The following is a 25,743-nucleotide window of genomic DNA, read 5'->3' on the forward strand; positions in this document are numbered from 1 at the left end:
TTTTATTCCCAGAGTGGATAATTAGCGCGTCGCAATAAAGCGACAGTCTCCGCTAAAGGTAGGCCGACGACATTAGTATAGCTGCCGTGCAAAGACTTCACATATTGTGCGGCTCGGCCCTGAACGGCGTAGGCACCGGCTTTGTCTTTTGGCTCATCGCTATTCCAATAGGCCAATTGATCAGCTTCAGGAATAAGTAAAAACTCGACCCGAGTACTTACTACCTCAACCTCGATATGATCGCCATGTATGACCGCTATGCCGGTATAAACACAATGATCAGGTGATGGCAGCAGAGCCCAAATACGCTGTGCATCGGCAAATGAAGTTGGCTTGCCAAGTATCTGCCCACCCGCTACCACGGTTGTATCGGCAGCGACAACCCAGGCCTCAGCATCGTCTGCTCGCGTTTGCCCAGCCTGCGCTTTGGCTAAGGCTAAGCGCCGCACATAAGCCTCAGGTGCCTCACCCTCAAGCACTGACTCATCGACATCCACCGGCAACACGGCTGGCATTAAGTGTATCTGACGCAGCAACGCCAAGCGCCTAGGCGACGAAGAGGCCAACAATAAACGCGGCGAACGACTCATGTACGCTGACTCCAACGTTTAAGCAGTAATAAAATAGTGGGCCACATCATGGCGCTGGACAGAACCGGCAAGAAAAAGATCGTCGGGTCTGGCATCAGGTTTTGCAGCGTTAACAAGACGAAATGTATTACTCGGCTAACCAAGATAAGGCTAAGAACCAATAATGTCGTTTGGCGCACTGAAAATATCCCAGACCAACGCTGAGTCGCGCGCGCCAGCTGAATCACAACTACTGAAGATAGACCATAAAAGCCCAGCGGCGTAGCCAACAGCACATCTAAAATGACGCCTAAAATCAACGCTATCCAAATCCCAACCCATTGCGGCGCATGCATACCCCAAAAGATCAAAATCAAAGTTAGCCACTCTGGGCGCCAAGGATTTAGCTCTGAGGACAAAGGCAAAATGCTGAGTAATAGCGCAGCTATAACGCTAAGCAAAATCCCAAGGAAGGGATTATGGTGACGGAGCATTAGTCACCTCGGTAGATGGGCGTGCTGCCGGAACAGGCACTACAGCAGGCGGCGCTTCACTAGGTGCTGGCACCACTTTCATTTTTTCTGGCCGAATCAAATATTGAGCACCTACAGGCTTCTCAAATAAGGCCAAAACATAACGACTGCGATCTAACGCCGCCACTGGCGACGCTGTAATACGCAAAAACTGGTCATCAGCTTGACGGTGAATCGCCGTTACTTTTGCGACTGGATATCCTTCTGGAAAATCCAGGCCAAGCCCTGATGTCACCAACAAATCGCCGACGGCAATATCAGATTTCTCAGGAACGTATTGCAGCCTAAGCTCAGTGCGATTACCCGTGCCCGATAAAATTGCGCGAATACCATTACGGTTGATTCGCACTGGCACTGAGTGCGAGCGATCAGTGATAAGCATGATGCGCGATGTGGTTTTACCCGACTGAATGACTCGGCCAAAAATACCTAACGAGTCCAAAACCGGCTGGCCTTCATATAAACCTTGGCCATGCCCACGATTAATGATCAGCACATGACGGTCTGGGTCTGGGTCCACACCGATGATCTCACTAATCAGCACGCGACTATTGAGCACGCTGGCGGCGTCATGCAGATCACGCAGGCGCGCATTGTCGCTCGCTAAAAAGGAGAGCTTTTGTACCTGCGAACGCAGCAATAAATTCTCTTGGCGCAACTGTTCGTTTTCAGACTGCAATTGCAGGCCAAAACGTAAGTTATTGGAAAGCTCTTCGATGCTTTGACTGGGCCAAGCTAAGCCATAAAACAGCGGCTCGACAGCCTCATAAAAGCTGTCGCGCATAGGCTGTAGAGGGCTTGGGCGTTGGGCATCAACAAAGAGTAAAGCGATCGCACAAGACGCCGCGAGGATGAAGCTCATCCCATCGCGACGGTTGCGGACAAACAGGCCGTTACTAATAGCTCACCCCGCTAGGGCGTCAGTCTTGAAACAACATGTCGTAGGCGATGTTGTCGATGAATTCCAACGCACGGCCGCCGCCACGCGCGACGCAGGTCAGCGGATCTTCGGCAACGATAACTGGCAGGCCAGTTTCCTTCGCCATGAGTTTGTCGAGATCACGCAGCAATGCGCCACCGCCGGTCAACACCATGCCACGCTCAGCAATATCGGCTGATAGCTCGGCTGGCGTTTGTTCCAACGCGCTTTTAATAGCGGTGATAATGCCGGTGAGCGGATCTTGGATAGCGCCCAAGATTTCATCGGAGTTCAAAGTGAATGTGCGTGGCACACCTTCGGCAAGGTTACGACCGCGCACTTCGATTTCACGCAGTTCACCACCAGGGAAGGCCGTACCAATTTCTTGCTTGATGCGCTCAGCGGTGGCATCGCCAATTAGGCAGCCATGTTGGCGACGCACATAAGACACGATGCAATCGTCGAGCAGGTCGCCGCCGATACGTACGGAGTCGGAATAAACCGAACCGGACAGCGAGATCACCGCGATTTCTGTGGTGCCACCACCAATATCGACAACCATCGAACCACAGGCTTGCTCAATCGGCAGACCGGCGCCAATGGCTGCGGCCATGGGTTCTTCAATCAAGCGCACTTCGCGAGCACCAGCACCAAGTACTGACTCGCGAATAGCACGACGCTCAACCAAGGTTGATTTGCATGGTACGCAAACCAAGACGCGTGGGCGTGGCGGCATAAAGCCAGACTCATGCACGCGCTTGATGAAGTACTGCAGCATTTTTTCAGTAACTTCGAAGTCGGCAATCACGCCATCTTTCAAGGGACGAATCGCAGAAATATTGCCTGGTGTGCGACCCAACATGCGCTTCGCATCGGTGCCGACAGCGGCAACCGTTTTGGTCACACCGGTGGTGCGAATGGCAACAACCGATGGCTCATCGAGCACGATACCGCGCTCAGGGATATAGATCAGTGTGTTTGCCGTGCCTAAGTCAATCGCGAGGTCGGCCGAAAACAGGCCGAGAAGTCGTTTAAACAACATTGGGTTACCTAAAAGATGATGGCATGGCCACTTATCAAAGTAGCAATGCAGTTGAGCGGCTGCCAAGAATCAGCACTTGGTCTACAATGCTGCAAGAGTAAACAAACTGCGACTTTTGGACAAGTTGTGACTGTGATAACTTTGATCGATTCCTCGCATTTTTTTGAGCCGACTTACGCGCTCAGCACGGAGCAAAAGCCCCTATGGCACTAACACCAGAGCAAGTGGGCCGTATTGCCCATTTGGCACGTCTGCAATTACCGCAAGATGAGCAACAGCGCGTCACCGACAGCTTAAACACCATCCTCGGCCTCATTGATCAGCTGCAAGCGGTTGATACGCAAGGCATTGCGCCGATGGCTCACCCCGTTGATGCCACCCAAGCCTTACGCGCTGATGTCGCCACTGAGCCAAATCGTCGCGACGATTATCAGGCGATTGCCCCTGCTGTGGCCGATGGCTGCTACCTCGTTCCTCGTGTGGTTGAGTAAATCATGAGTTTGCATACGCTTTCTTTAAGCGCACTGGCCGATGGCTTGGCGCAAAAAAAATTCTCCAGTGTTGAGCTAACCCAGCACTTTCTCGATCGCATCGCACGCTTTGATAACGCTGCCGATGGTGGTTTGAATAGCTTTATTACGGTTACGCCGGAATTAGCGCTGGCCCAAGCTGCGGCCGCCGACACTCGTTTGGCTAGCGGCGCTGCCCATGCACTGACCGGTCTGCCGCTGGCGCAGAAGGATATTTTCTGCAGCCAAGGCGTGCGCACTAGCTGCGGCTCGAAGATGCTCGACAGCTTTATTTCGCCCTATAACGCCGAAGTCATCACTCGCTGCAATGACGCCGGCCTCATCATGTTGGGTAAAACCAATATGGATGAATTCGCCATGGGCTCATCGAACGAAACTTCGTTTTATGGTGCCGTAAAAAACCCGTGGGATACTTCGCGTGTGCCTGGTGGCTCCTCAGGTGGTTCTGCAGCGGCCGTTGCTGCTCGTCTAGCGCCTGCCGCCACTGGCACCGACACCGGCGGCTCGATTCGCCAACCTGCGGCGCTCTGCAACCTCACTGGCCTAAAACCCAGCTACGGTCGCATTTCGCGCTGGGGCATGATCGCTTTCGCCTCCAGCCTCGACCAAGCCGGCCCAATGACGCAAAGCGCCGAAGACGCCGCGCTATTGCTACAAGTCATGGCTGGTCATGACGCTAAAGATTCAACATCAATCGACCATCCCGTACCTGACTATCGCGCCGGCCTTAATGACTCGTTAAGTGGCTTACGAATTGGTTTGCCCAAACAGTTTTTTGGCGAAGGCTTAAGTTCTGAAATCGCTACACTCATCGATGCCTCCATCGCCGAGTTAAAAAAGCTAGGTGCTGAATTCGTCGAAGTCGATCTGCCCAATAGCGGTCTATCGGTGCCTGCGTATTACGTCATTGCACCTGCCGAATGTTCATCGAACCTGTCACGCTTTGATGGCGTGCGCTTTGGCCATCGCTGCGAAAACCCCAGCGACCTCGAAGACCTCTACAAGCGCTCGCGCGCTGAAGGTTTTGGCGAGGAAGTTCGCCGCCGCGTGATGATCGGCACTTACGCCCTCTCCGCTGGCTATTACGACGCTTACTATTTGCAGGCTCAGCGCGTGCGCCGCCTGATTAAGCAAGATTTCGATCAAGCCTTTACACAGTGCGACGTAATTTTAGGCCCTACCGCGCCTGAAACAGCGTTTGCTTTGGGCGCAAAAAAAACCGATCCGGTATCGATGTATTTGCAAGACATCTACACCATCGCCACTAACTTGGCCGGCTTGCCGGGCATGAGCATTCCTGCTGGCTTTAGTGACGGCTTGCCGGTCGGCCTGCAGCTCATCGGCCCGTATTGGAGTGAAGCTAAGCTGCTCAATGTTGCGCATCGTTATCAGGGCGTGACCGATTGGCACACACGCTTACCCGCGGCATTTGCCTAAAGATTTGAAGGATAAAACACGATGACTTGGGAAGTTGTGATTGGCCTGGAAGTACACGTTCAGCTCAACACCGAATCGAAAATTTTCTCCGGCAGCGCCACCAGCTTTGGTGCCGAGCCGAATGCTCACGCGAGCCTAATTGACCTCGGCATGCCCGGCGTATTACCTGTGCTTAACGAAGGAGTGGTGCGTCGCGCCATTTGCTTTGGTTTAGGCATCGATGCCGAAATCAGTCAGCGCTCAGTGTTTGCGCGCAAAAACTATTTCTACCCCGACTTGCCTAAGGGCTATCAAATCTCGCAAATGGATCACCCCATTGTCGGCAAAGGTCATATCGACATCACGCTCGATGACGGCACGGTAAAGCGCGTCGGCATCACCCGTGCGCATTTGGAAGAAGACGCTGGCAAGTCATTGCATGAGAACTTCTCAGGTATGACCGGCATCGATTTAAACCGTGCTGGCACGCCTCTACTAGAAATAGTTTCTGAACCAGAGATGTGCTCAGCGAAAGAGGCCGTGGCCTACGCCAAAGCCATCCATGCCTTGATTCGCTACCTCGATATTTCCGATGGCAATATGGCCGAAGGCTCGATGCGCTGCGATTGCAACGTCTCTATTAACCGCCCTGGCCAGCCCATGGGCACGCGTCGCGAAATCAAAAACGTGAACTCGTTTAAGTTCATTGAGAAGGCCATTGATAGCGAAATTAATTGGCAGATCGATGAGCTAGAGTCAGGCCGCAGTATTCATCAGGCTACCGTGCTTTACGACGTCGCCAAAAATGAAACGCGCGCCATGCGTAGCAAAGAAGAAGCCAATGATTACCGCTACTTCCCCGACCCTGACTTGTTGCCCGTGGTCATCGACGACGCCACCTTAGAAGCCATTCGCGCCAGCTTGCCTGAGTTGCCGGCGGCCAAGCGGGCTCGCTTTGAAAGCGAAATGGAACTCTCTGCTTATGATGCGCATGTGCTCACTGCCAGCCGGGACTTAGCCGACTTTTTCGAAGCCACAGTAACTACAGCCGGCGGCGTAACAGCGGCAAAACCAGCCGCGAACTGGGTCACCGGCGAGCTATTGGCCGCATTAAATAAAGCTGAGCTAGACATTGCGCAATCACCGATCAGTCCTGCCCAGCTCGGCGGCCTGCTGCTGCGCATCAGCGACAACACTATTTCCGGCAAAATTGCTAAGCAGGTATTTGCTTCGCTGTTTGCTGGCGATGGCACGAGTGCCGACGAGATCATCGAACGCGATGGCCTCAAGCAAGAAACCGACACTGGCGCTATCGAAGCCTTAATCGCGCAAATCATTGCCGACAATGCTGCACAAGTTGAGCAATACCGCGCCAGCGACGAAAACAAACAGGCCAAGCTTTTTGGCTTCTTCGTCGGCCAAGCCATGAAAGCATCACGTGGCAAAGCCAATCCAGCCGTGCTCAATGAGCTGCTCAAACGCAAGTTACACGAAGCATGACGACACCCTGGTTTCACGTTGAACAAGGCCAAGGAAGGCCACTACTATTGCTTCACGGCATTGGCATGAGTCATGCCGCGTGGCAGCCCGTTATGTCTTTGCTTGCACGTGAGCGCCGCGTCATTGCTGTGGATATTGCAGGCTTTGGTCAAACGCCAGCGCTAGTTGGCCCTGTCACTGAGGACGCATTGGTCGATGGCCTCAAGCAAACTTTGCTTAGCCTAGGCATCGATGAACCAGTGGATATTGCCGGCAACTCCATGGGCGGTTGGCTCGCGCTAGCGGCAGCAACTCATGGTCTAGCGCGAAGTGTGGTGGCTATCTCACCAGCAGGTCTAGCTAGCTCGGACAATACCCCTCGGCATATTCGTCCCATATTTGATTCTGCTCGCATGATGGCTAAGCGCTTTCCACGCGTATCTGAGCGCTTGGTTAAAATTGCCCCTGTGCGTAGTGCATTTCTAGCCATCCCTATGTCGATTCGTGGCTATAAAATCCCAGCAGATGCAGCTATCCGCTCGTTACAAGATTTTGCCCATGCGCCAGGCTTTGATGCCACATACGATGCTATCGACTTGGTTCATGGCATTAATGAGCTAACCATTCCGATCACAGTAGCCTTTGGCCGCTTAGATCTTTTGCTCACTAGAGCACTCCAGCGGCGCGAAGCCTTGCCCGCTCATGCAACTTGGCTCAAGCCATGGAGCTGGGGCCATGTCCCTATGTGGGATGACCCCGAAGGGGTAGCTAGGTTAATTTTGACCGGCAATAAAAGCTAAGCACAACAAAAAGCCCGCATTAGCGGGCTTTTTGCTATCTAGGGATACCCAAATTAATGAGCAACAGCCGAAGTTGCACCGCGTGGAATCCGTACACTTTCCACCAAGTCTTGGATTTCCTGTGATGGGGCCGGTGTCATGCTCGACACGGCATAAGCCACAGCGAAGTTGATCAGCGCACCAATGACACCGAAGCCCGATGGTGAAACACCAAAGAACCAACCATCCAAGGTGTCTGGGTACATATTGGTGCCTGACATAAAGAACCAGCCTTTAAATAAGAAGATGTAGATCACCGTACTTAGTAGGCCTGCCAACATGCCGGCAATCGCACCCTCTTTATTCATGCGCTTACTGAAAATACCCATCATCAGCACAGGAAATAGAGAGGCCGCAGCTAAGCCGAAGGCCAATGCCACCACCTCCGCAGCAAAGCCGGGCGGATTAAGCCCCAAGTAGCCGGCCACAATGATGGCACCGACCATACTGATTCGACTGGCACGCAACTCGCTCTTATCGCTGATTTTCGGCATAAACACGCCCTTCAACAAATCATGCGAAATGGCTGAAGAGATCGCCAACAATAAACCTGCCGCTGTCGATAACGCCGCCGCCAAACCACCCGCTGCAACTAACGCAATTACCCAGTTCGGTAGCTTCGCAATCTCTGGATTAGCCAGCACCATGATGTCTTTATCGATAGTGATTTCATTGCCCTTCCAACCTGCGGCTTCTGCTTTAGCGGCAAACTCAGGGTTCTTGTCGTTGTAATACTGCACACGACCATCGCCATTTTTGTCTTCAAAGCTCAGCAAACCGGTTTTTTCCCACGATCTCATCCAATCTGGGCGATCTTCCAACACCATATTGCCAGTTGGACTACCCACTTCACCGGGCTGGATGGTTTTCGCCAAGTTGTAGATTGCCATCGCGCCAACTGCTGGTGCTGTGGTGTAGAGAATGGCGATAAACACTAAGGCCCAACCCGCTGAGCGGCGTGCATCGCGCACTTTCGGTACGGTGAAAAAGCGCACAATTACGTGAGGCAGACCGGCAGTACCGATCATCAGTGACATGGTAAGCAGAAAGACGTTAAGTGTGGTCGCCGAACCCATGCCGGTGTATTGCGCAAACCCAAGGTCTTGAACAATATTATCAACGGCCTGTAGCAAGAACACATTGTCGCTGCCTTGCAAGGTAGCGCCTAAACCAATCTGCGGAATAGCCCAACCGGTTAATTGCAGAGAGATGAATATGGCAGGAACGGTGTAGGCAAAAATCAGCACGACGTATTGCGCGATTTGCGTATAGGTAATGCCTTTCATGCCGCCTAATACGGAATAGCTAAAGACCACGGCCATGCCGATATAGAGGCCGGTTTCAATGTCGACTTCGAGGAATCGCGAAAATGCGACACCAGCGCCGCGCATCTGACCGATTACATAGGTTAGTGAAATCACCAACAAGCACACCACCGCAACGATACGTGCCGTTTGCGAATAGAAGCGATCGCCAATGAAGGTAGGCACAGTGAATTTACCGAACTTGCGCAGGTATGGCGCGAGTAATAGGGCCATCAACACATAACCGCCAGTCCAGCCCATCAGATAGGCCGAGCCGCTATAGCCCGAGAACGAGATGATGCCAGCCATCGAAATAAATGACGCGGCACTCATCCAGTCAGCGGCAGTTGCCATACCGTTTGCGATGGGGTGAATGCCGCCGCCGGCGACGTAATACTCGCTAGTTGAGCCGGCGCGTGCCCACAGCGCAATACCGAAATAGAGCGCGAAAGAGGAGCCGACAGCGAGATAAATCCAAGTTTGAGTATCCATTTATTAGCTCCGATTAATCTTCATGAACGTCAAATTTACGATCAAGCGAATTCATCTTTGCTGCATAAACGAAAATCAAAATCACAAAAGTAAAAATAGAGCCTTGCTGGGCAAACCAGAAGCCTAATTTGAAACCGCCAAGATGGATTTGATTGAGGGCATCAACAAACAGAATGCCAAAACCAAAGGACACGACAAACCACACCACAAGCAAACTAAGTAGGAGCCTTAGGTTGGCTTGCCAATAGGCTTTCGCCTGAGAGTTATTGGAACTCGCCATTTGTTTTTCTCCGATACGAAGGCAAAATGCCTGATATCGACTCTAACGATCTGTCCTGATTCGGGAATCAGGACTTTGGTCGTAAGAAAACAAATGGTGGAGTCAGGTTTAGCGGCGGCGATTGCCTGTGTGAGATGAGCCACCGCCTGGGCGAGGCTTACGTGGTGCGGGTTGAGCGCCAGAGGCACCATGCACTACATTCACTTTTGGTATTTCAGCGAGTAGCTCAGCAGGTGGATACAGACACTCCAACTTTCGTCCAATAGCGGCTTCAAGTTCGGGAATTAAGTGGCCATCATCTTCACAAGCAAAGCTGATGCTAGTGCCACTAGCGCCGGCACGACCGGTACGACCAATGCGGTGCACATAGTCATCGGGCTGCTCGGGCAAGGTGAAATTCACTACATGACTGACGCCATCGATATGAATGCCACGGCCTGCCACATCAGTAGCGACTAGCACTTTGATTTTGCCTTCGCGGAAATTCTCTAGCGTTTTCACACGCTTTTCCTGCGGCACATCGCCAGAGAGCAAGGCGCAGGAAATATCATGCGCCTTCAACACATCCGTTAATCGGCGCGTTTGATCGCGGCGATTGGCGAAGACCATGACGCGATCCAAGGATTGTGTGGTGATGAGGTTGTAGAGCAGCGCTACTTTTTCATCGGCAGTGACGATATAGACCTTTTGCTCAATATTTGCGGTTGCGGCGGACTCAGGCTCTATCTCAATGGTGACTGGATAGAACGTCCATTGCGCCGCTAAATTAAGCACATCTTTCGTAAAAGTTGCCGAGAACATTAGCGTTTGGCGATGCGATTTCGGTGGTGTCAGGCGAACAATACGCTTCACATCAGGGATAAATCCCATGTCGAGCATACGATCAGCTTCATCAATTACGAGCAGTTCGACTTGGTCGAGGAATAGCTCCTGCTTATTAGCGAAATCGATGAGGCGTCCAGGTGTTGCCACCACGATATCCACGGGAGCGCTGCTCAATTGACGACGCTGCTTCTCGTAGTCCATGCCACCAACTAGTGTCACCACATTGAGATTGGCGTACTTACCCAAATCTTCTGCGTCGCGAGCAATCTGCAATGCCAGCTCACGAGTTGGTGCTAATACCAAAGCTCGTGGCTCGCCTAAGCAACGCTCAGGACTAGGAGGGTTTTTCAGGAAATCGGCAATGACCGTCAGCAAAAATGCCGCGGTCTTACCAGTGCCGGTTTGTGCGCGGCCAATAGCATCGTGACCGGCCAATGTGAAGCGCAGAACACGGCCTTGAATTGGCGTGCACTGAGAGAAGCCAAGATCATCTACCGCGCGCAATATTTCATTGGGCAGCGCTAGATCACGAAATAACACGGGCGCTGCGGGCTCAGCCTCAGGCGTTGCGTCGGAGGCTGAGTCCAGCGCTACCGTAGCAGCTGCCGCACTCGCCTGTTCTGCAGTTATGTCATTTGTCATGCTCAAATCATCTGCACATCATCAGCCTGCAAGCCCTTGTCACCGCGCTTAAGGTAGAAATCGACGCGCTGGCCTTCACGCAATGTGCGATGGCCTTCGCCACGAATCGCGCGGTAATGCACAAAAATATCTTCGCCCATGTCGCGGGTAATAAAGCCGAAGCCTTTATTGGCGTTAAACCACTTCACTTCACCTTGCTCGCGCGGGCCTTTCACACGAATGGTGCGGGCTGGCAAACTCAGTGCAAGTAAAATAAGGGCTGGCAAGGCAAACAAAATGATTGACGGCAATAAGCTCATCAGCGACGCACTGCCAGCAACCATGCTGAAAATAGCAACGGCAGCAGAGCCTGTGGCCATGATGCTTAATGAGAGACGAACGGTACGGCAGCGCTTTAAATTACGCGCACACCAGAAAAACAGAGGAGCCATACCAATATCGATGGTGCCCAATAGACGAACAGCAAATTCGGCATTCGCGGCAGGATCAACAAAGGCTAGCGGGAATAGTTTGAGCCAAAGACTTGGCAGGATAAGCATGAACAGGCCATTGAGGGCGAAACCCAGACCTAAAGCAGAATAAATCAATGCAACAGTTTGTTTGCTACGCATAACGGGTACTCTCGACGCGGCTATCACCTGGTTGGGCATCGGGCCAACGAGATACCAATACCAAAGCCGAGCACGTCAGGAAATAAAACCCGGCTCCCGATGCAGTAACTAAAGAAAATTTAAAATGGCGGGGAATGATAAAAAAACCCGCACTAGATATGATTGCGGGCCCGAAGGCCCGCTCTCACAAACAGTATCAGTCTAGCGGCAAAACGTCTTCGGCTTGGAAGCCTTTTTGACCTTTAACTACGCTGAATTCAACTTTTTGGCCATCACGTAATGAACGGTGACCATCGCCACGGATAGCGCGGAAGTGAACAAACACGTCCTCACCAGCCTGACGTTGAATAAAACCAAAACCTTTGGCATCGTTGAACCATTTCACGGTGCCTTCTTCACGTTGCGACATAATCAACCTCAAATAACGCTGTATCGGATGGCCGTGGTGCTGCCATCAAACCTTGGCGCATATGGGTAAACAAAGCGTTACGAGGTGATGATGCCCACGGGCTAACTGATTAGACACGGATTGCACCCACATAGCAACAAGCAAGTATGATTTCTTTTGTCAGGATGGTGCTTTATCGGCATTAAGCCACTGCCACGCTGATCATTCTGTCTAAAAGCAGGCCGCCAAATACACCCAACAAATAGACAATCGAGAATCCGAATGTCTTCATCGCCTGCCCTTCTTTGTCGTGATAACGCAGGCGCCAGGCCTCTCGCATAAAGCCAAGCCCGAAGACAATGGCCATCACTAGATACACCGGCCCCATCATGCCGATCAAATAAGGCAGCAAGCTCACCAATAATAAAAGAATGGTGTAATACCAAACTAGCGACTTAGTCAGCTCGATGCCGTGCGTCACTGGCAGCATGGGAATGCCCGCATTGGCATATTCGTCGCGACGATGAATAGCCAACGCCCAAAAATGTGGCGGCGTCCAAACAAATATCAATAACACTAATAGCCATGCCTCAGCCGACATCTGCCCCGTGACTGCGGCCCAACCTAGCAACGGAGGCAGTGCGCCTGACAAGCCACCAATGACAATATTTTGCGGCGATGCGTGCTTTAGATAGCGCGTATATATACCGGCATAGCCAACCATGCCAAGCGCGGTTAGCCATGCGGTTAGCGGGTTTACCCAAACTGTTAGCAAAATCATCGATGCGGCAGCCAAAAATCCAGCCCAGGTCAAAGCCATCGTGGCAGTGACGCGCCCTTTCACTAAAGGGCGACTCTGGGTGCGCGCCATCATGGCGTCGTATTGCTGGTCAGCAAACTGGTTGATCACGGCAGCAGACGCCATGCCAGCCCAAAGACCAATAATCGCCGCTGTATATTGCCAAGCGCTCAACCACTCATGCGGCGCCAACACCATGCCAACTACGGCTGTGACCATCAGCATGGCGACCACGCGAGGTTTGGTTAAGGCCCAAAAATCGCGCCAGCTAGGGCGCATTGCCATTTCGGCGATATGAGTTGTCATGAGTAGCCTCCTAATCGTTTTTCGCGGTGAATGGCATAGGCTAATGCCACCAATAATTGCAGCAATATTGCCGCCCAAACGTTATGCGCAACTGCATTCCAGAGTGGCAGCCCAGCAACCACATTGACTATGCCTAAGCTAATTTGCACAAAGAGCCCAGCCCCAAGCAGCAGCGCAAAAAAGCGGTAGCGCGTGGCATGGGTGCGACGTATGAGCAAGACTATCAGGCCAATGAATAGCGCCGTAATAGCGATAGCACCGATCCGATGAGTCGCATGAATGGTGATTTTTTCGGCAGGGCCCAAGTGTGGCGCAAACTCATACGACTGATCATCATTATGAAACAGCTTAAAAGCCTCGGCTGGCGACCAAGCCTGCTGCCAACCCGTCTGGCAGATGGGCAGTTTGGTACAAACGGTGGCGGCATAATTTGACGCCGTCCATCCGCCTAATGCTATTTGGCAGACTAGCAATGCAATGGCTATGCCCACCCATGAACCAAGTCGCGATGCACCTCGATCGCCTGTGGGAGGAAAGGCGCCACGCACTCGCAACAGCAGCCAAAATAAGCCCGTCAATGTTGAAAAACCCAAGAGCAAATGCGCTGTGACTACAGGCGGATAAAGCTTTTCTGTGACGGTCAACGCGCCAAAAGCACCTTGCACGCAAACCAAAACTAATAGCGCTAGAGCATGCCGCCAGGGCATCGCGTCCTCTTCCCGACGACGCCAGCAATATGCCGCCAGCAACAAAATAACGAGGCCAATGCTGCTAGCAAAATACCGGTGAATAGTTTCCGGCCATGCCTTTGCCGGCTCCACCACGCTGCCCGGATAAAGCGCCTCAGCTCGCGCCAAGCTTTCCGGTGTTGATGGCACCGTTAAATGGCCGTAGCACGTTGGCCAATCGGGGCAGCCCAATCCAGCATCACGCAGACGAGTCCATGCCCCAAGCATAATGACGATAAGCGTAAGCACCACGGCAAATTGAACGCCGCGATATAGTCGTGGGTAGCGGGCCTTAACCAATGCGAGATGCCTTTAAGAGTTTTAATAGGTCATCGAGTAGCTCTTGCGCGCGTAAAATTGCTGGGGCTTCTTCGCTTGGGATAGCGTAGCGCAACATCATCCAGCCCATAGGATCCATGATGTACCAACTGTCTTGAGTTAGCGCAGACCCACTCACGGTTGGCGTCACCCATTGCACAAAATCGGCGTTGCTTAACGACTCAGGCAACCATTCTGGCAAGGCTTTCTGACCTTCAGCGGCAACTAGTAAAATGCCCATTCGCTCGCGTTCGCGACCTATGCTTTCATGCATTCTTGGCAATGCCTGAATGCTCTGCTGACAAGCGGCATTACAGCTTTCAGGCAAGGCATACACCACCCACCAGCGCGCATCGAGTGCCGGCGCATCGGTATTTTTGGTCTGCCAGCCATAGTTTGAACTGGCCAATGGCGGATTGATTAGCTCGCCTTTATTGGTCTGCCCACCACGAAACCAACTGCCGTCATAGGCTAACTGACCAACAATAATTGGCACAATAAAGGTGGCCAAAAAACCCAATAGCAACCAGCGATTTCGTCTCGCTACTGGCTTTTTTTGCTTACTCATACGCTTCCTAATCCTTTGCGCCAAAAGGCATACCAACAGCCACACCACGCCATTGCCAACGCTAACCATTGAAAGGCATAAGCACGATGACGATCTGGCCCAAATTGTTGCTTCTCTGTCGGCGACCAATCGCGCAAGTACGCACCTGGCACGGAGGCATCAAGCCTGAGCACCCATGGCACAATATTCATCTGCCAACGTGCCGCCCATGCTTCAGGCTCAATGCGCCCTACTCGCCAGACATTATTAAATAACTCAGGGCCGCCCAAAGTGATAAATGCCGATGGTTGGTGCACGACACCGTAGATCTCACCATTGATCGGCAAGCTTACTGGCAGAGCTGGACCACCATTTCGGTCGTTTGGCACCCAACCTAAATTGACAAAAACCGAGGACTGACTCGCCTCAGGCTTAAAAAGCACCAATAGCTCAACGCCAGCGCGGCCAGCTCGCGGCTGATTATCTAAAGCAATTTTATACTCTGGCAAAAAACGCCCAGTAATTCGCACTGGGTTGTTCACCATTGCATCTACTGAGGCACGCGTTTGCGACCAAGCAAGCTCTGCAGACTGACTGCCCTGAACTTGCTGCGCTAACCACACGGCTTTGTCTTCGCCTCGTTGATACTGCCAAAATGCTAAAGACAATAAGATGCCTGCAACACTAACAAGCAAAATCCAAGCCCATAGCGATGGTGGTTGCGGCGACGCAGCTACAGACAAAGTATGAACTCCTCGTATACTGCAAGCCTCATTACGCGGAGTAGATTCATGCTGACCAAAATTATTCTTCTCATCGCTTTAGGCTTAGTGGTTTGGCAACTTGCCTTGGCGCTACGTGCACTCTCACGCGGCCAACCTAGCGACCCCAAGCGCTTACTAGAAGCGCTGAAACGCCGCGTTATTCTGTCCATTATTATTGTCGTTGCGTTATTTGTGCTTGGCACTCTGGGCTACATCACGCCACATGCCATATAAGCACTGGCGCCTCGCCTAATGCGAGGCGTCAAGACCATCATTACAGCCAATACACCACAATAAAGAGGAATAACCACACCACATCAACAAAGTGCCAATACCAGGCCGTGGCTTCAAAGGCGAAATGGTTATCTGGAGTCAAGTGCCCTTTAATTGAGCGTATGGTCATCACGGTGAGCATGATGGTGCCGATAGTCACGTGTAAGCCGTGAAAGCCCGTGAGCATAAAGAAGGTAGAGCCATAAATGCCCGACTCCATTGTCAGCCCTAGCGCCGTATAGGCATGATGATATTCATAGACCTGACAGGCTAGGAATATCATGCCGAGCGCGGCGGTAATGGCGAGAAAGCCAACCTGACGTGCGCGATTACCTTCGAGTAATGCGTGATGTGCAACGGTTAGCGTTACGGAAGAAGTGAGCAGAATTACGGTGTTTAAAAATGGTAGACCCCACGGCCCCATAGCTGTCGTGGTTTGACCGCTAGGCATAGTAACTAGTGGCCATAGCGCCTGAAACTGCGGCCACAGTACCTCATGCGTCATCACACCTTTGCCTTCGCCTGCTAGCCACGGCACGCTGAGTGTGCGGGCGTAAAACAGAGCGCCAAAAAAAGCCGCGAAAAACATAATTTCAGAGAAAATAAACCACGTCATACCTTGGCGATAAGAACGATCCATTTGCAGTGAATTTTGATTACCTAAGCTTTCGCGCACCGTGTCGCGAAACCAGTAATACATCATGCCAAATACGCCTAGCAGTCCTAACGGGAATAAGAAGTTGAAGGTTCCTTCATTCGCCACCAAGCCAGAGCCGCCTTTACTCTGAATCAAGTTGCCCGCACCAATCACTAAAATAAACAGAACAAATGACCCAACAATAGGCCAAGGGCTGCTAGCTGGCACAAAATACTGTTCTGGTCTTTGCCCAGCAGGGCTCTCTTGTGGCGATGTACTCATGTGTCACTCCTTTTACGAATACCCTCTGCGGGGTAAGGCTCTCAGCATGTTCTTATAAGGTTTTATCTGAATGACGATAAAAGCGATACGCCAAGGTGATGGTTTTAACGCTTTTAGGTAAGTCTGGATCAATGTAAAACACTACTGGCATTTCCACAGTTTGCCCGGCAGCCAAAGTTTGTTCTTGAAAACAAAAACACTCTGTTTTCTTTAAGTGGCTTGCGCCTAAGGCTGGGGATATTGATGGGATGGCACGACCAGTAACCGCCGTTCGCGCATTGTTAACAACATCAAATTTGACTGTATTAATCTGACCAGGATGTACTTCAATGGCATTTTTCTCACTCTTAAATTGCCAAGGCAGCCCAGCATCAACTGAGGTTAAAAACTCCACAGTAATGGTGCGATTTAAGTCGACTACTTCGCTCGCCACTGCAGCTGTCGTATTGGGCTTTCCATTAAGTCCTGTCAGCTCACAAAACGCGTCATAAAGTGGTGGCATCAAAAACACGGCAAACACAAACATGCCAACCACACTCAACAGTAGCAGGCGCAACTGTCGTTTCTGTGGGCTGGGCATGGTCATGTTATCTAGCGCTTACTTAATGATCGGTGGCGTTTCAAAGGTGTGATATGGCGCTGGGCTGGGCAGTGTCCACTCCAAGCCTTCTTGCGCTTCCCATGGGTTTGCGCTGGCTTTCGGTTGACGCTTGATAGTTAACAGCACGGCAATAAAGAAGAGCTGGCTGGCACCAAACCAGAAGCCGCCGATGGAGATCCAGAAGTTCAAATCGGCAAACTGCATGGAGTAGTCGGCATAACGGCGCGGCATGCCGGCGAGGCCAACAAAGTGCATGGGGAAGAACAGCAGGTTCACCGACAGCAGAGAGCTCCAAAAGTGCAGCTTGGCCAGTGTCGTGTTGAACATATGGCCGGACCATTTTGGCAGCCAATAATAGGCACCAGCAAAGATTGCAAACAATGAGCCAGTAACCAACACATAGTGAAAGTGAGCGACGACGAAGTAAGTATCTTGATACTGATAATCCGCCGGGGTGATTGCCAACATCAGACCGGAGAAACCACCAATGGTGAACAAAACCACGAAAGCCAGCGCAAACAGCATCGGCACTTCAAAGGTCATCGAGCCCTTCCACATAGTGGCGACCCAGTTAAACACTTTCACGCCTGTGGGCACCGAAATCAGCATGGTCATGTACATATAGAACAATGACCCAGCGAGCGGCAAACCGGTGGTGAACATGTGATGCGCCCAAACCACAAACGATAGCAACGCAATCGAAGCAGTGGCATAGACCATTGATGGGTAACCAAACAGCGGCTTACGCGCAAATACTGGAATGATCGCCGAGATAATGCCGAACGACGGCAAAATCATGATGTAGACCTCGGGATGCCCGAAGAACCAGAAAATATGCTGAAACATGACAGGGTCGCCGCCACCAGCAGCATCAAAGAAGCTGGTGCCAAAGTGTCGGTCGGTAAGCATCATGGTCACCGCGCCCGCCAGCACCGGCATCACCGCGATCAGCAAAAATGCGGTGATCAGCCAAGTCCAAACAAACAATGGCATTTTCATCATGGTCATGCCGGGGGCACGCAGGTTGAAAATGGTCACGACCACATTGATGGCGCCGAGGATCGACGAAATACCCATCAGGTGGACAGAAAAAATGAAGAAGTCTGTACTTGCCGGGCCATACGTGGTCGACAACGGGGCGTAGAAGGTCCAGCCAAAGTTGGGCGCAGAGCCATAACCAAGGATGGACATAATCACCGAGCCGATAAGGATAGCGAACGCAAACGGCAGCAGCCAGAATGAGAAGTTATTGAGTCGTGGTAGCGCCATATCGGGCGCACCAATCATCATCGGCACCATCCAGTTTGCGAAGCCGGTAAACGCCGGCATGATGGCACCAAATACCATTAGCAAGCCGTGCACAGTAGTCATCTGATTAAAGAAGTCAGGCTGCACCAGCTGCATGCCGGGATACATCAGCTCGGCACGAATCACCATCGCTGCCAAGCCGCCGCAGAGCAGCATTAAGAGCGCGAACACCAAATACATAGTGCCGATATCTTTGTGGTTAGTCGTCGTAAACATACGCAGCAAGAACGGCTTCAGCTGAGGGTGATGCGCATCGGCGGCGTGCGTCATGGATGCTTGATTCGTACTCATTTCGCAAACTCCAAGGGCTGGATTAGGTCGCCGGTGTCATTACCCCAAGCGTTGCGCTCATACGTTGTAACGGCAGCTAGCTCACGAGCCGTGAGTAAGCCGCTCCATGCCGGCATGGCATTTTTGCCGTGCAAAATAATATTAATATGGTCTTCAAGGTGCGCTTTTTCGGTAGCCATTTTGCTGCCCTTCAACGCAGGGAACATCGGCGGCAAGCCTGTGCCATTTGCTTGGTGGCAAGCAGCACACCGCGCAAGATAAACAGCCTCACCCTCTTTCACAGCCGCATCTAATGAAGGGAATTGATAATCTACAGACGCTGCGGCGGCCTTGGCCTCTTCAACCGAGGCCACTTTCGCCTCAGCTAGCCATGCATTGAAATCAGCCTTGGATTTCGCCTCTACAACAATGGGCATAAAAGCGTGGTCTTTGCCGCACAGCTCAGCACAGCGACCGCGGTAAATCCCTTCTTTGCCCACAGGAACATCTGCCCACACTTCATTAATAAATCCCGGCACAGCATCGCGCTTGATAGCAAAATCTGGCACCCACCAAGCGTGAATAACATCGTCAGCCGTAATTAAAAAGCGGATCTTTTGCCCAGTTGGGATCACTAGAGGCTTATCAACCTCAATCAGGTAGTTTGGATGATTTTTAAAATCCGGAGTGTTGTTTAACCAGCCCTTACCTTGGCGCTCATACTGTTCACGAGGCGTGGAGAGGACGGAGAAAAAGCTAACGTTTACGTCTTTATCATCGTCGTAGGTTAGGTACTCGTAGTTCCACTTCCATTGAGAGCCAGTCACTCGAACAGTCAATGTGGACTCACTGGTGTCGTACATCGCCACCAGTACTTTCGTTGCTGGCACCGCCATCGCAATCAAAATAATAAAGGGCACAATGGTCCAGATTATTTCAACCGTGGTGCTTTCGTGAAAGTTGGCGGCCACAGCGCCTTTGGATTTACGGTGATGCAGAATAGACCAAAACATGAGGCCAAAAACGAACAGGCCTATGGCAGCGCAAATATAGAAAATTGTTCGATGTAGGCCGTGAACCTGCTGGCTGATATCCGTCACGCCTGGGGTCATATCCCAGCTGGTGGATGCCATAAGCCATGGTGTAAAGAACAGTAACAGTGCAGCGCAAATAGTGCGCAAAAAGACAAATTTCCGCATGCAACGGACCCTCGTATGTGGTTCTACTCGAAACACTGATGGACTTATCCATTGCACTGGCTGGGTGACTGGCCGTTGCAACGTGCCCACCTCTTCTTATTCGAAGCCGAGAGTAAGACCATCGACGACGGGTGTCCAGTGAGTCACGAATTTTTCTTTGATTGCCGACCATCGTCGACTTGACAGTCGTGACCAACCAGTCACAATAGCTGCCCACGCCACAGATTTCATCGTAATTTTATTGCCGGATAGAACTGCATTGGGTATTGTGCGGAATCTTATCGAACATCGTTTCTGCGACATTCGCCGACGATAGACGAATTTACAGGCTCACAGTTTCGACTTAGGCCTAGCTTTTACTGGCACAAACCTGCTGCCTACGACAAGGACATCGCAATATGTCAGCAATTTTAGTGCTGCATGGCCCCAATCTAAACTTACTCGGCAAGCGCGAGCCGGGCATTTATGGCGCCGACACGCTTGATGCGATTAACTCTCGCCTAAGCCAGCAAGCAGCTCATGCCGACGTCACGCTAGATTGCTTCCAAAGCAATCACGAAGGCGCGTTGATTGATCGCGTGCAACAGGCAGGTCTTGATGGCACGCAGTTTATTATTATTAATCCCGCCGCCTTCACGCACACATCAGTGGCGCTTCGCGATGCATTATTAGCGGTCAACATCCCGTTTATAGAAGTGCATTTATCCAATGTGCACAGCCGCGAAAGCTTTCGCCACCACTCGTATTTATCAGATCGCGCCATCGGCGTGATCTGCGGTTTAGGGCCACTCGGCTACGAGCTTGCCCTGAGCTATGCGTTGCGCCACCTGCGCCCCGCCACACCGCATTAATTAAACTTACTCAGCCTTAGGCTAAGCACATATTTTAGGAGCTTTTACATGGACATTCGTAAGATTAAAAAGTTGATCGAACTAGTTGAAGAATCAGGCATCGATGAGCTAGAGATTACCGAGGGCGAAGAGTCCGTACGTATTGCACGTAATCGTGCACCTAGCGCTGTCAGCTATAGCTTACCGCCCGCAATGGCAGCAATGGCAGCGCCAATTGCCGCTGCTCCAGCAGCAGACGCCGAAGCATCGAAAGGCACGGCACCGGCAGCTAGCGAGCCATCAACGCAAGGCTTTGTGCAACGCTCACCTATGGTTGGCAGCTTCTACCGCTCACCGTCACCAACATCGCCGCGCTTTGTTGAAGTCGGCGCCACGGTGCAAGTTGGCGATGTGCTCTGCATCATTGAGGCGATGAAAATGATGAACCAAATCCAAGCCGACAAAGCTGGCGTGGTGGAAAGCATTTTGATCGAAGATGGTCAGCCGGTTGAGTTCGATCAACCTCTCTTCACCATCGTTTAAGCGGAGATCACCCTATGTTGGACAAGGTGGTCATCGCCAACCGAGGCGAAATTGCCCTGCGTATTTTGCGTGCCTGCAAAGAATTAGGCATCAAAACTGTCGCCGTATATTCCAAGGCCGATCGTGATTTATTACATGTGCGCTTAGCCGATCAAGCCGTGTGTATTGGCCCTGCTGCGAGCAAGGCCTCTTACTTAAACATTCCTGCACTGATTTCAGCTGCTGAAGTCACCGACGCGCAAGCGATTCATCCCGGCTATGGCTTTTTGGCCGAAAACGCGGACTTCGCCGAGCGCGTAGAGAAGTCAGGCTTCATTTTCATCGGCCCGCGTGCTGAAACCATCCGTATGATGGGCAATAAAGTTTCCGCGATTGTTGCCATGAAAGCCGCTGGCGTACCTACCGTACCTGGCTCAGACGGCGCCGTGACAGAAGAAAATGCCGAAGAAATGGCCGCCAAAATTGGCCTGCCAGTGATCATCAAAGCAGCTTCTGGCGGCGGTGGTCGCGGCATGCGCGTCGTGCATAATATGAGTGAAGTCGCTAGCTCGTTGGCTATCACACGCTCAGAGGCCGGCGCCGCTTTTGGTGATGACACGGTGTATATGGAGAAATTCCTCGTCCATCCGCGCCATGTTGAAATTCAAATTATTGGCGATGGCGAAGGTAAAGCAATTCATCTTTATGACCGCGATTGCTCACTGCAGCGTCGCCATCAAAAAGTTGTCGAAGAAGCTCCTGCACCGCACATCCCCATGAAATTACGCGAAGAAGTTTATGCCGCCTGCGTGCGTGCCTGCGAACAGATGAAATATCGCGGCGCCGGCACTTTCGAGTTTCTCTATGAAAACGAACGCTTCTACTTCATCGAAATGAACACGCGCGTGCAGGTCGAACACCCCGTTACCGAAATGGTTACTGGTGTCGATATCATCAAAGAGCAGTTACGCGTTGCCGCTGGCTTAGGCTTATCGGTCACGCAAGACCAAATCTCTTTACATGGCCACGCCGTAGAAAGTCGCATCAACGCCGAAGACCCGAAAACCTTTATGCCCTGCCCCGGCAAAGTGAATTACTACCACGCACCCGGCGGCCCCGGCATTCGCATGGATTCGCACCTGTACTCGGGCTACACCGTGCCACCACACTACGACTCTCTAATCGGCAAGCTCATTGCATACGGCCCAACGCGCGAAATCGCCTTGAGACGCCTGCATAACGCGCTCGATGAAATCGTGATCGACGGCATTCGCAGCAATATCACGCTACATCGCGACATTATCTTGCAAGATCCCGACTTTCTTGCCGGTGGCGTCGACATTCATCACCTCGAAAACAAGCTGGGTTTGAGCTAAAGCTTAAGCAGCCACAGCAATTCTCCAACAATGTTACATAGCAAAAAGGCCGATTTAGGCCTTTTTGACTATAAAATCGCCAGCTTCCCGACTACACTGCGCGTCCTGTTTTTTTGGAGCTCGTCATGTCTTGGCTGCAACTCACCATCAGCACCCGTAAAGCTGAAGTAGAACACTACGATGAGCTCCTAGAACTTGCCGGCGCCAGCGCCGTACTCATGCAAGACGCCGGCGACCAACCACTGCTTGAGCCACCACCTGGCGCGCAGCCATTATGGGATGCAACGCAAATCACCGGCCTGTTTGTTGTCGACTCAGAAATGGACGCCGTCGTGGAGTTTCTTGAGCGCCAGCTCGGCCACGCGCTACCGCCGCATCGCATTGAAGTATTAGAAGACAAAGATTGGGAACGCGCGTGGATGGATAACTATCACCCCATGTGTTTTGGCGAGCGCCTATGGGTAGTGCCTAGCTGGACGCCACCACCACGCCCCGACGCCATCAACTTATTACTCGATCCGGGCCTAGCGTTTGGCACCGGCACGCACCAAACCACAGCACTTTGCATGGAGTGGCTAGACAGCCTAGACCTGCAAGATAAAGTCGTCGTCGATTACGGCTGCGGCTCTGGCATTTTAGCCGTTGCCGCTCTACTGCTTGGCGCTCGCGAAGCCTGGTGCGTAGACCTTGACCCACAAGCATTAACCGCTACAAAAGACAACGCTGAGCGCAACGGTGTTGCTGATCGCCTACGCGTTTTTATGCCCGATGACATGCCCGCCGACTTCAATAATGGCGAAGGCGCAGATGTCGTGGTGGCGAATATTTTAGCCGGCCCCTTAGGTCAGCTGGCCCCGCTACTGGCCGGCTATTGCAAGCCAGCAGGCGAGATTGCGCTATCCGGCATCATCTTGTCTCAGGTCGATGAGCTGCGTACGATTTATGAGCAATGGTTTACCATGGACGGCCTCGCCACGCGCGATGAAGACTGGTGCCGACTATCAGGTCGTAAACACAGCTAAACGCCAACACCCTGCTTTGCCGAGATGATGACGCCATGACTACGCCCAGCGACAGCAATAACGACAAGCCTTTGGATGCACCCGAGAGTAGCCCTGAGACAACTCCCGAGGCCGCTCCTGAGCAAGCCGTGAACGAGCCTATCGCCGCCGACATTAAGCCGATTATGCGCAGCAATCCCATTGCTGATCTATATCGCGTTGATATCCCAGTGGAGCTCGACGCCGAACCAGTAGCAAAATCAACTCGGCAATGGCCTTGGTTTATTTTGGCCTTTATCGCAACAATATTAGTCATCGCACAAAGCCTCTGGCTCAGTCAGCAGTTTTGGCTGCAGCAGCCTCTGGTGCGTAGCGTGCTAACGCCGGCGCTAGATCGCATAGGCTATACGCTGAACCGACCCATCCTAGACAATGCTTGGGAAGTCACCGGCCTGAGCTTAAGTAGTGAGCCAAGCAGCTCCACCGTTTGGCATCTCGATGCCGTGCTGACTAATCGCGCACGCATCCTACAGCCATGGCCAGCCCTGCAAGTAAGCTTGCGTGACTGGCAAAATAGCCTGGTTGGCCGCCGCACCATCAGCGCTGCCGACTATTTACCTGCCGGCTTATCCGCCCAATTTGCTCCGAAAGCACTCATTGCTTCCGATCAGCCTGTGCGCATTCGTGTTTCCGTGGTGCTTGAGCCCGGCAGCGATGGCCGCTACCCGATCTTTGAGCAAGCCGAGCTTAAAGCGCAGCCATGAGCGAAGCCCTAAACACTTTTTTTAAGCCGCTACACATCGGGCCATATCGCCTCGATGTGCCGCTAGCTTTGGCGCCAATGGCCGGTGTTACGGACCGACCGTTTCGCCAGCTCTGCCGTGAGCTTGGCGCAGGCCATGTAGTGTCGGAAATGGTCACCTCAGAATCGCGCTTATGGGATTCGCAAAAGTCGCGCTTTCGTCTAGACCACGCCGGCGAGCCTGGCCCCATCACCGTGCAAATAGTTGGCTATGACCCCGCCATGATGGCCGAGGCCGCACGCCTTAATGTTATCAATGGCGCGCAAATTATTGACATCAATATGGGCTGCCCAGCGAAGAAGGTTTGCAATCGCTTGGCTGGATCGGCATTGATGCAAGACGAAGCCTTAGTCGCCGAAATCTTGCAAGCCGTGGTTGCCGCAGTGGATGTACCGGTGACGTTAAAGATTCGTACTGGCTGGGCACGCTCAGCGCGCAACGGCGTCAACATCGCGCGCATTGCTGAAGATGCAGGCATTAGCCTGCTATCTGTGCATGGCCGCACACGCGAAGACAAATATCTTGGCGATGCCGAGTACGACACCATTGCCGAAATAAAAGCCTCCGTAGGCCTACCTATTTTGGCCAATGGCGACATCTGCACGCCAGAAAAGGCTCGCTTCGTCTTTGAGCACACTGGCTGCGATGGTATAATGATCGGCCGTGGCGCTCATGGGCGCCCATGGTTATTTCGCGAGATCCAGCACTACCTCAGCACAGGCCAGCAACTACCGCCCATTTCATGGACGGAGCGGGAAGCTATTGTGTTGCAGCATGTGGATAGCCTGCATGAGTTTTATGGGCCGGATCTCGGCGTGCGCTTTGCACGCAAACATGTGTCTTGGTACGCCGAGCACATACCTAACGGACGCGCCCTGAGCCGTCCTTTTAATGCCTTAACGGATGCCGACCAGCAGCGACGCTTGGTCAGTGACTTTTTTTCGCACCTGAGTACGCTACAGCCAGACTCTGGTTGTGCGGCATAGCGTGTTCTTTATTACCACTTGTGAGAGTTTTGCATGGACATGTCTGTCATTAAAAAGCCGTTAACCAGCACCAGCACCCGCCCAAACCAAACCTTGCGCGACCACGTTGAGCTGGCCATGCGCAACTATTTCGCCCACCTCGATGGCGAACGCGCCAGCGATGTTTATGAAATGGTTTTAGCTGAAGTTGAAACGCCGCTTTTAGAAGTTGTGCTCGAATACACCCGTGGCAACCAGACTCGCGCCTCAGAAATTCTTGGCTTAAACCGCGGCACGCTGCGTAAAAAACTCAAGCAACACGGCCTGATGAACTAAGTCGCTTCT

Annotated in this window: 28 protein-coding genes and 1 pseudogene; 12 read left to right on the forward strand and 17 right to left on the reverse strand. The window is 52.3% G+C overall.

The features are described from left to right. Positions 1-2: 2 nt before the first annotated feature. The 4 genes from ACFQ0F_RS07270 to ACFQ0F_RS07285 are packed head-to-tail and all read right to left on the reverse strand — an operon-like array spanning position 3 to position 3,063. A complete protein-coding gene (locus tag ACFQ0F_RS07270; protein ID WP_340675580.1) occupies positions 3-590 on the reverse strand; it encodes a Maf family protein in 588 nt (195 codons plus the stop codon). Beyond that, positions 587-1,063: a rod shape-determining protein MreD gene (mreD, locus tag ACFQ0F_RS07275; protein ID WP_340675579.1), complete on the reverse strand. Its 477-nt coding sequence runs from the start codon at positions 1,061-1,063 to the stop codon at positions 587-589. Before mreD ends, ACFQ0F_RS07270 begins: the two co-directional genes overlap by 4 nt. Next, positions 1,047-2,003, reverse strand: coding sequence for a rod shape-determining protein MreC (mreC, locus tag ACFQ0F_RS07280; protein ID WP_379072144.1), 957 nt, complete (start codon positions 2,001-2,003; stop codon positions 1,047-1,049). The genes mreD and mreC overlap by 17 nt, the downstream gene beginning before the upstream one ends. Positions 2,004-2,022: 19 nt before the next feature. Then, the gene (locus ACFQ0F_RS07285; protein ID WP_449304928.1) at positions 2,023-3,063 is read right to left on the reverse strand and encodes a rod shape-determining protein; all 1,041 of its coding nucleotides are present in this window, start codon (positions 3,061-3,063) and stop codon (positions 2,023-2,025) included. Between the two features lie 203 nt (positions 3,064-3,266). Here ACFQ0F_RS07285 and gatC point away from each other — a divergent pair, with 203 nt between their 5' ends. From gatC to ACFQ0F_RS07305, 4 genes are read left to right on the forward strand one after another with little or no spacing between them, the layout of a single operon-like run. Then, positions 3,267-3,554: an Asp-tRNA(Asn)/Glu-tRNA(Gln) amidotransferase subunit GatC gene (gene gatC / locus ACFQ0F_RS07290; protein ID WP_340675578.1), complete on the forward strand. Its 288-nt coding sequence runs from the start codon at positions 3,267-3,269 to the stop codon at positions 3,552-3,554. Next, positions 3,555-5,030, forward strand: a complete 1,476-nt coding sequence (gene gatA, locus ACFQ0F_RS07295) for an Asp-tRNA(Asn)/Glu-tRNA(Gln) amidotransferase subunit GatA (protein ID WP_340675633.1) — start codon at positions 3,555-3,557, stop codon at positions 5,028-5,030. A gap of 21 nt (positions 5,031-5,051) precedes the next feature. After that, entirely contained in the window at positions 5,052-6,509 is a 1,458-nt protein-coding gene (gene gatB / locus ACFQ0F_RS07300; protein WP_379070655.1) for an Asp-tRNA(Asn)/Glu-tRNA(Gln) amidotransferase subunit GatB, read from the forward strand. Further along, positions 6,506-7,288: an alpha/beta fold hydrolase gene (locus tag ACFQ0F_RS07305; protein WP_379070658.1), complete on the forward strand. Its 783-nt coding sequence runs from the start codon at positions 6,506-6,508 to the stop codon at positions 7,286-7,288. Before gatB ends, ACFQ0F_RS07305 begins: the two co-directional genes overlap by 4 nt. A 53-nt stretch (positions 7,289-7,341) precedes the next feature. Here ACFQ0F_RS07305 and ACFQ0F_RS07310 read toward each other — a convergent pair whose 3' ends face one another. The 9 genes and pseudogenes from ACFQ0F_RS07310 to ACFQ0F_RS07350 all read right to left on the reverse strand — a co-directional run bounded on the left by ACFQ0F_RS07310 (position 7,342) and on the right by ACFQ0F_RS07350 (position 15,310). After that, positions 7,342-9,123: a sodium:solute symporter family protein gene (locus ACFQ0F_RS07310; protein ID WP_379070660.1), complete on the reverse strand. Its 1,782-nt coding sequence runs from the start codon at positions 9,121-9,123 to the stop codon at positions 7,342-7,344. 13 nt (positions 9,124-9,136) lie between these two features. Next, positions 9,137-9,403 (reverse strand): DUF4212 domain-containing protein, encoded by a 267-nt coding sequence (locus ACFQ0F_RS07315; RefSeq protein WP_340675574.1) that lies wholly within the window; start codon positions 9,401-9,403, stop codon positions 9,137-9,139. A 249-nt stretch (positions 9,404-9,652) separates the two neighbouring features. Then, positions 9,653-10,870 (reverse strand): annotated as a pseudogene (rhlB, locus tag ACFQ0F_RS07320) (ATP-dependent RNA helicase RhlB); the annotation flags it as partial. Between the two features lie 2 nt (positions 10,871-10,872). Next, positions 10,873-11,085, reverse strand: coding sequence for a cold-shock protein (locus ACFQ0F_RS07325; protein WP_340675632.1), 213 nt, complete (start codon positions 11,083-11,085; stop codon positions 10,873-10,875). A 592-nt stretch (positions 11,086-11,677) separates the two neighbouring features. After that, complete coding sequence (locus tag ACFQ0F_RS07330) at positions 11,678-11,890, reverse strand: cold-shock protein (RefSeq protein WP_116207554.1); 213 nt, start codon at positions 11,888-11,890, stop codon at positions 11,678-11,680. A 181-nt stretch (positions 11,891-12,071) separates the two neighbouring features. Continuing rightward, positions 12,072-12,974 carry a heme o synthase gene (gene cyoE, locus ACFQ0F_RS07335; RefSeq protein WP_379070665.1) on the reverse strand — a complete coding sequence of 301 codons (903 nt, stop codon included), beginning with the start codon at positions 12,972-12,974 and terminating at the stop codon, positions 12,072-12,074. Further along, entirely contained in the window at positions 12,971-14,002 is a 1,032-nt protein-coding gene (locus tag ACFQ0F_RS07340; RefSeq protein ID WP_379070668.1) for a COX15/CtaA family protein, read from the reverse strand. Before ACFQ0F_RS07340 ends, cyoE begins: the two co-directional genes overlap by 4 nt. Beyond that, positions 13,995-14,588, reverse strand: a complete 594-nt coding sequence (locus ACFQ0F_RS07345; protein ID WP_379070671.1) for a hypothetical protein — start codon at positions 14,586-14,588, stop codon at positions 13,995-13,997. Before ACFQ0F_RS07345 ends, ACFQ0F_RS07340 begins: the two co-directional genes overlap by 8 nt. Beyond that, a complete protein-coding gene (locus ACFQ0F_RS07350; RefSeq protein WP_379070674.1) occupies positions 14,585-15,310 on the reverse strand; it encodes an SURF1 family protein in 726 nt (241 codons plus the stop codon). Before ACFQ0F_RS07350 ends, ACFQ0F_RS07345 begins: the two co-directional genes overlap by 4 nt. Positions 15,311-15,358: 48 nt before the next feature. On the opposite strand from ACFQ0F_RS07350, the gene ACFQ0F_RS07355 reads away from it, so the two are divergent. Beyond that, positions 15,359-15,565, forward strand: coding sequence for a DUF2909 family protein (locus tag ACFQ0F_RS07355; protein WP_340675569.1), 207 nt, complete (start codon positions 15,359-15,361; stop codon positions 15,563-15,565). A 40-nt stretch (positions 15,566-15,605) separates the two neighbouring features. On the opposite strand, the gene ACFQ0F_RS07360 is transcribed toward ACFQ0F_RS07355, so the two are convergent. Genes ACFQ0F_RS07360 through coxB form a run of 4 tightly spaced genes read right to left on the reverse strand, consistent with a single transcriptional unit; the run spans position 15,606 to position 19,901 of the window. Further along, entirely contained in the window at positions 15,606-16,523 is a 918-nt protein-coding gene (locus tag ACFQ0F_RS07360) for a cytochrome c oxidase subunit 3 (RefSeq protein WP_340675568.1), read from the reverse strand. Between the two features lie 52 nt (positions 16,524-16,575). Beyond that, on the reverse strand, positions 16,576-17,109 hold the full coding sequence (locus ACFQ0F_RS07365) for a cytochrome c oxidase assembly protein (protein WP_340675567.1): 534 nt from the start codon (positions 17,107-17,109) through the stop codon (positions 16,576-16,578). Positions 17,110-17,121: 12 nt separating this feature from the next. After that, a complete protein-coding gene (gene ctaD / locus ACFQ0F_RS07370; RefSeq protein ID WP_340675566.1) occupies positions 17,122-18,723 on the reverse strand; it encodes a cytochrome c oxidase subunit I in 1,602 nt (533 codons plus the stop codon). Beyond that, the gene (gene coxB / locus ACFQ0F_RS07375) at positions 18,720-19,901 is read right to left on the reverse strand and encodes a cytochrome c oxidase subunit II (protein ID WP_340675565.1); all 1,182 of its coding nucleotides are present in this window, start codon (positions 19,899-19,901) and stop codon (positions 18,720-18,722) included. The genes ctaD and coxB overlap by 4 nt, the downstream gene beginning before the upstream one ends. 398 nt (positions 19,902-20,299) lie before the next feature. On the opposite strand from coxB, the gene aroQ reads away from it, so the two are divergent. The 7 genes from aroQ to fis all read left to right on the forward strand — a co-directional run bounded on the left by aroQ (position 20,300) and on the right by fis (position 25,734). Then, entirely contained in the window at positions 20,300-20,752 is a 453-nt protein-coding gene (gene aroQ / locus ACFQ0F_RS07380; protein ID WP_379070681.1) for a type II 3-dehydroquinate dehydratase, read from the forward strand. Positions 20,753-20,800: 48 nt separating this feature from the next. After that, a complete protein-coding gene (gene accB / locus ACFQ0F_RS07385) occupies positions 20,801-21,274 on the forward strand; it encodes an acetyl-CoA carboxylase biotin carboxyl carrier protein (protein WP_340675563.1) in 474 nt (157 codons plus the stop codon). A 14-nt stretch (positions 21,275-21,288) separates the two neighbouring features. After that, entirely contained in the window at positions 21,289-22,629 is a 1,341-nt protein-coding gene (gene accC, locus ACFQ0F_RS07390; RefSeq protein WP_340675562.1) for an acetyl-CoA carboxylase biotin carboxylase subunit, read from the forward strand. Positions 22,630-22,754: 125 nt separating this feature from the next. Continuing rightward, positions 22,755-23,651: a 50S ribosomal protein L11 methyltransferase gene (gene prmA, locus ACFQ0F_RS07395; protein WP_379070686.1), complete on the forward strand. Its 897-nt coding sequence runs from the start codon at positions 22,755-22,757 to the stop codon at positions 23,649-23,651. Positions 23,652-23,686: 35 nt separating this feature from the next. Next, the gene (locus ACFQ0F_RS07400; RefSeq protein WP_379070689.1) at positions 23,687-24,394 is read left to right on the forward strand and encodes a DUF3426 domain-containing protein; all 708 of its coding nucleotides are present in this window, start codon (positions 23,687-23,689) and stop codon (positions 24,392-24,394) included. Further along, on the forward strand, positions 24,391-25,419 hold the full coding sequence (gene dusB, locus ACFQ0F_RS07405) for a tRNA dihydrouridine synthase DusB (protein WP_340675559.1): 1,029 nt from the start codon (positions 24,391-24,393) through the stop codon (positions 25,417-25,419). Before ACFQ0F_RS07400 ends, dusB begins: the two co-directional genes overlap by 4 nt. 39 nt (positions 25,420-25,458) lie before the next feature. Further along, positions 25,459-25,734 carry a DNA-binding transcriptional regulator Fis gene (gene fis / locus ACFQ0F_RS07410; protein ID WP_220375698.1) on the forward strand — a complete coding sequence of 92 codons (276 nt, stop codon included), beginning with the start codon at positions 25,459-25,461 and terminating at the stop codon, positions 25,732-25,734. Positions 25,735-25,743 lie beyond the last annotated feature (9 nt).

The organism is Paraperlucidibaca wandonensis, from assembly GCF_042677145.1.
GTDB lineage: Bacteria > Pseudomonadota > Gammaproteobacteria > Pseudomonadales > Moraxellaceae > Perlucidibaca > Perlucidibaca wandonensis.

What these genes read in the sequence shown, in the direction of transcription:
- gatB (WP_379070655.1), top strand. Translation starts at nt 5,052, where the DNA reads ATGACTTGGGAAGTTGTGATTGGCCTGGAAGTACACGTTCAGCTCAAC.
- dusB (WP_340675559.1), top strand. Translation starts at nt 24,391, where the DNA reads ATGAGCGAAGCCCTAAACACTTTTTTTAAGCCGCTACACATCGGGCCA.
- ACFQ0F_RS07330 (WP_116207554.1), bottom strand. Translation starts at nt 11,890, where the DNA reads ATGTCGCAACGTGAAGAAGGCACCGTGAAATGGTTCAACGATGCCAAA.
- gatC (WP_340675578.1), top strand. Translation starts at nt 3,267, where the DNA reads ATGGCACTAACACCAGAGCAAGTGGGCCGTATTGCCCATTTGGCACGT.
- ACFQ0F_RS07310 (WP_379070660.1), bottom strand. Translation starts at nt 9,123, where the DNA reads ATGGATACTCAAACTTGGATTTATCTCGCTGTCGGCTCCTCTTTCGCG.
- ctaD (WP_340675566.1), bottom strand. Translation starts at nt 18,723, where the DNA reads ATGAGTACGAATCAAGCATCCATGACGCACGCCGCCGATGCGCATCAC.
- ACFQ0F_RS07305 (WP_379070658.1), top strand. Translation starts at nt 6,506, where the DNA reads ATGACGACACCCTGGTTTCACGTTGAACAAGGCCAAGGAAGGCCACTA.
- ACFQ0F_RS07285 (WP_449304928.1), bottom strand. Translation starts at nt 3,063, where the DNA reads ATGTTGTTTAAACGACTTCTCGGCCTGTTTTCGGCCGACCTCGCGATT.
- fis (WP_220375698.1), top strand. Translation starts at nt 25,459, where the DNA reads ATGTCTGTCATTAAAAAGCCGTTAACCAGCACCAGCACCCGCCCAAAC.
- ACFQ0F_RS07360 (WP_340675568.1), bottom strand. Translation starts at nt 16,523, where the DNA reads ATGAGTACATCGCCACAAGAGAGCCCTGCTGGGCAAAGACCAGAACAG.
- accC (WP_340675562.1), top strand. Translation starts at nt 21,289, where the DNA reads ATGTTGGACAAGGTGGTCATCGCCAACCGAGGCGAAATTGCCCTGCGT.
- cyoE (WP_379070665.1), bottom strand. Translation starts at nt 12,974, where the DNA reads ATGACAACTCATATCGCCGAAATGGCAATGCGCCCTAGCTGGCGCGAT.
- ACFQ0F_RS07355 (WP_340675569.1), top strand. Translation starts at nt 15,359, where the DNA reads ATGCTGACCAAAATTATTCTTCTCATCGCTTTAGGCTTAGTGGTTTGG.
- mreD (WP_340675579.1), bottom strand. Translation starts at nt 1,063, where the DNA reads ATGCTCCGTCACCATAATCCCTTCCTTGGGATTTTGCTTAGCGTTATA.
- ACFQ0F_RS07365 (WP_340675567.1), bottom strand. Translation starts at nt 17,109, where the DNA reads ATGACCATGCCCAGCCCACAGAAACGACAGTTGCGCCTGCTACTGTTG.
- accB (WP_340675563.1), top strand. Translation starts at nt 20,801, where the DNA reads ATGGACATTCGTAAGATTAAAAAGTTGATCGAACTAGTTGAAGAATCA.
- ACFQ0F_RS07315 (WP_340675574.1), bottom strand. Translation starts at nt 9,403, where the DNA reads ATGGCGAGTTCCAATAACTCTCAGGCGAAAGCCTATTGGCAAGCCAAC.
- ACFQ0F_RS07270 (WP_340675580.1), bottom strand. Translation starts at nt 590, where the DNA reads ATGAGTCGTTCGCCGCGTTTATTGTTGGCCTCTTCGTCGCCTAGGCGC.
- ACFQ0F_RS07400 (WP_379070689.1), top strand. Translation starts at nt 23,687, where the DNA reads ATGACTACGCCCAGCGACAGCAATAACGACAAGCCTTTGGATGCACCC.
- prmA (WP_379070686.1), top strand. Translation starts at nt 22,755, where the DNA reads ATGTCTTGGCTGCAACTCACCATCAGCACCCGTAAAGCTGAAGTAGAA.
- coxB (WP_340675565.1), bottom strand. Translation starts at nt 19,901, where the DNA reads ATGCGGAAATTTGTCTTTTTGCGCACTATTTGCGCTGCACTGTTACTG.
- aroQ (WP_379070681.1), top strand. Translation starts at nt 20,300, where the DNA reads ATGTCAGCAATTTTAGTGCTGCATGGCCCCAATCTAAACTTACTCGGC.
- ACFQ0F_RS07345 (WP_379070671.1), bottom strand. Translation starts at nt 14,588, where the DNA reads ATGAGTAAGCAAAAAAAGCCAGTAGCGAGACGAAATCGCTGGTTGCTA.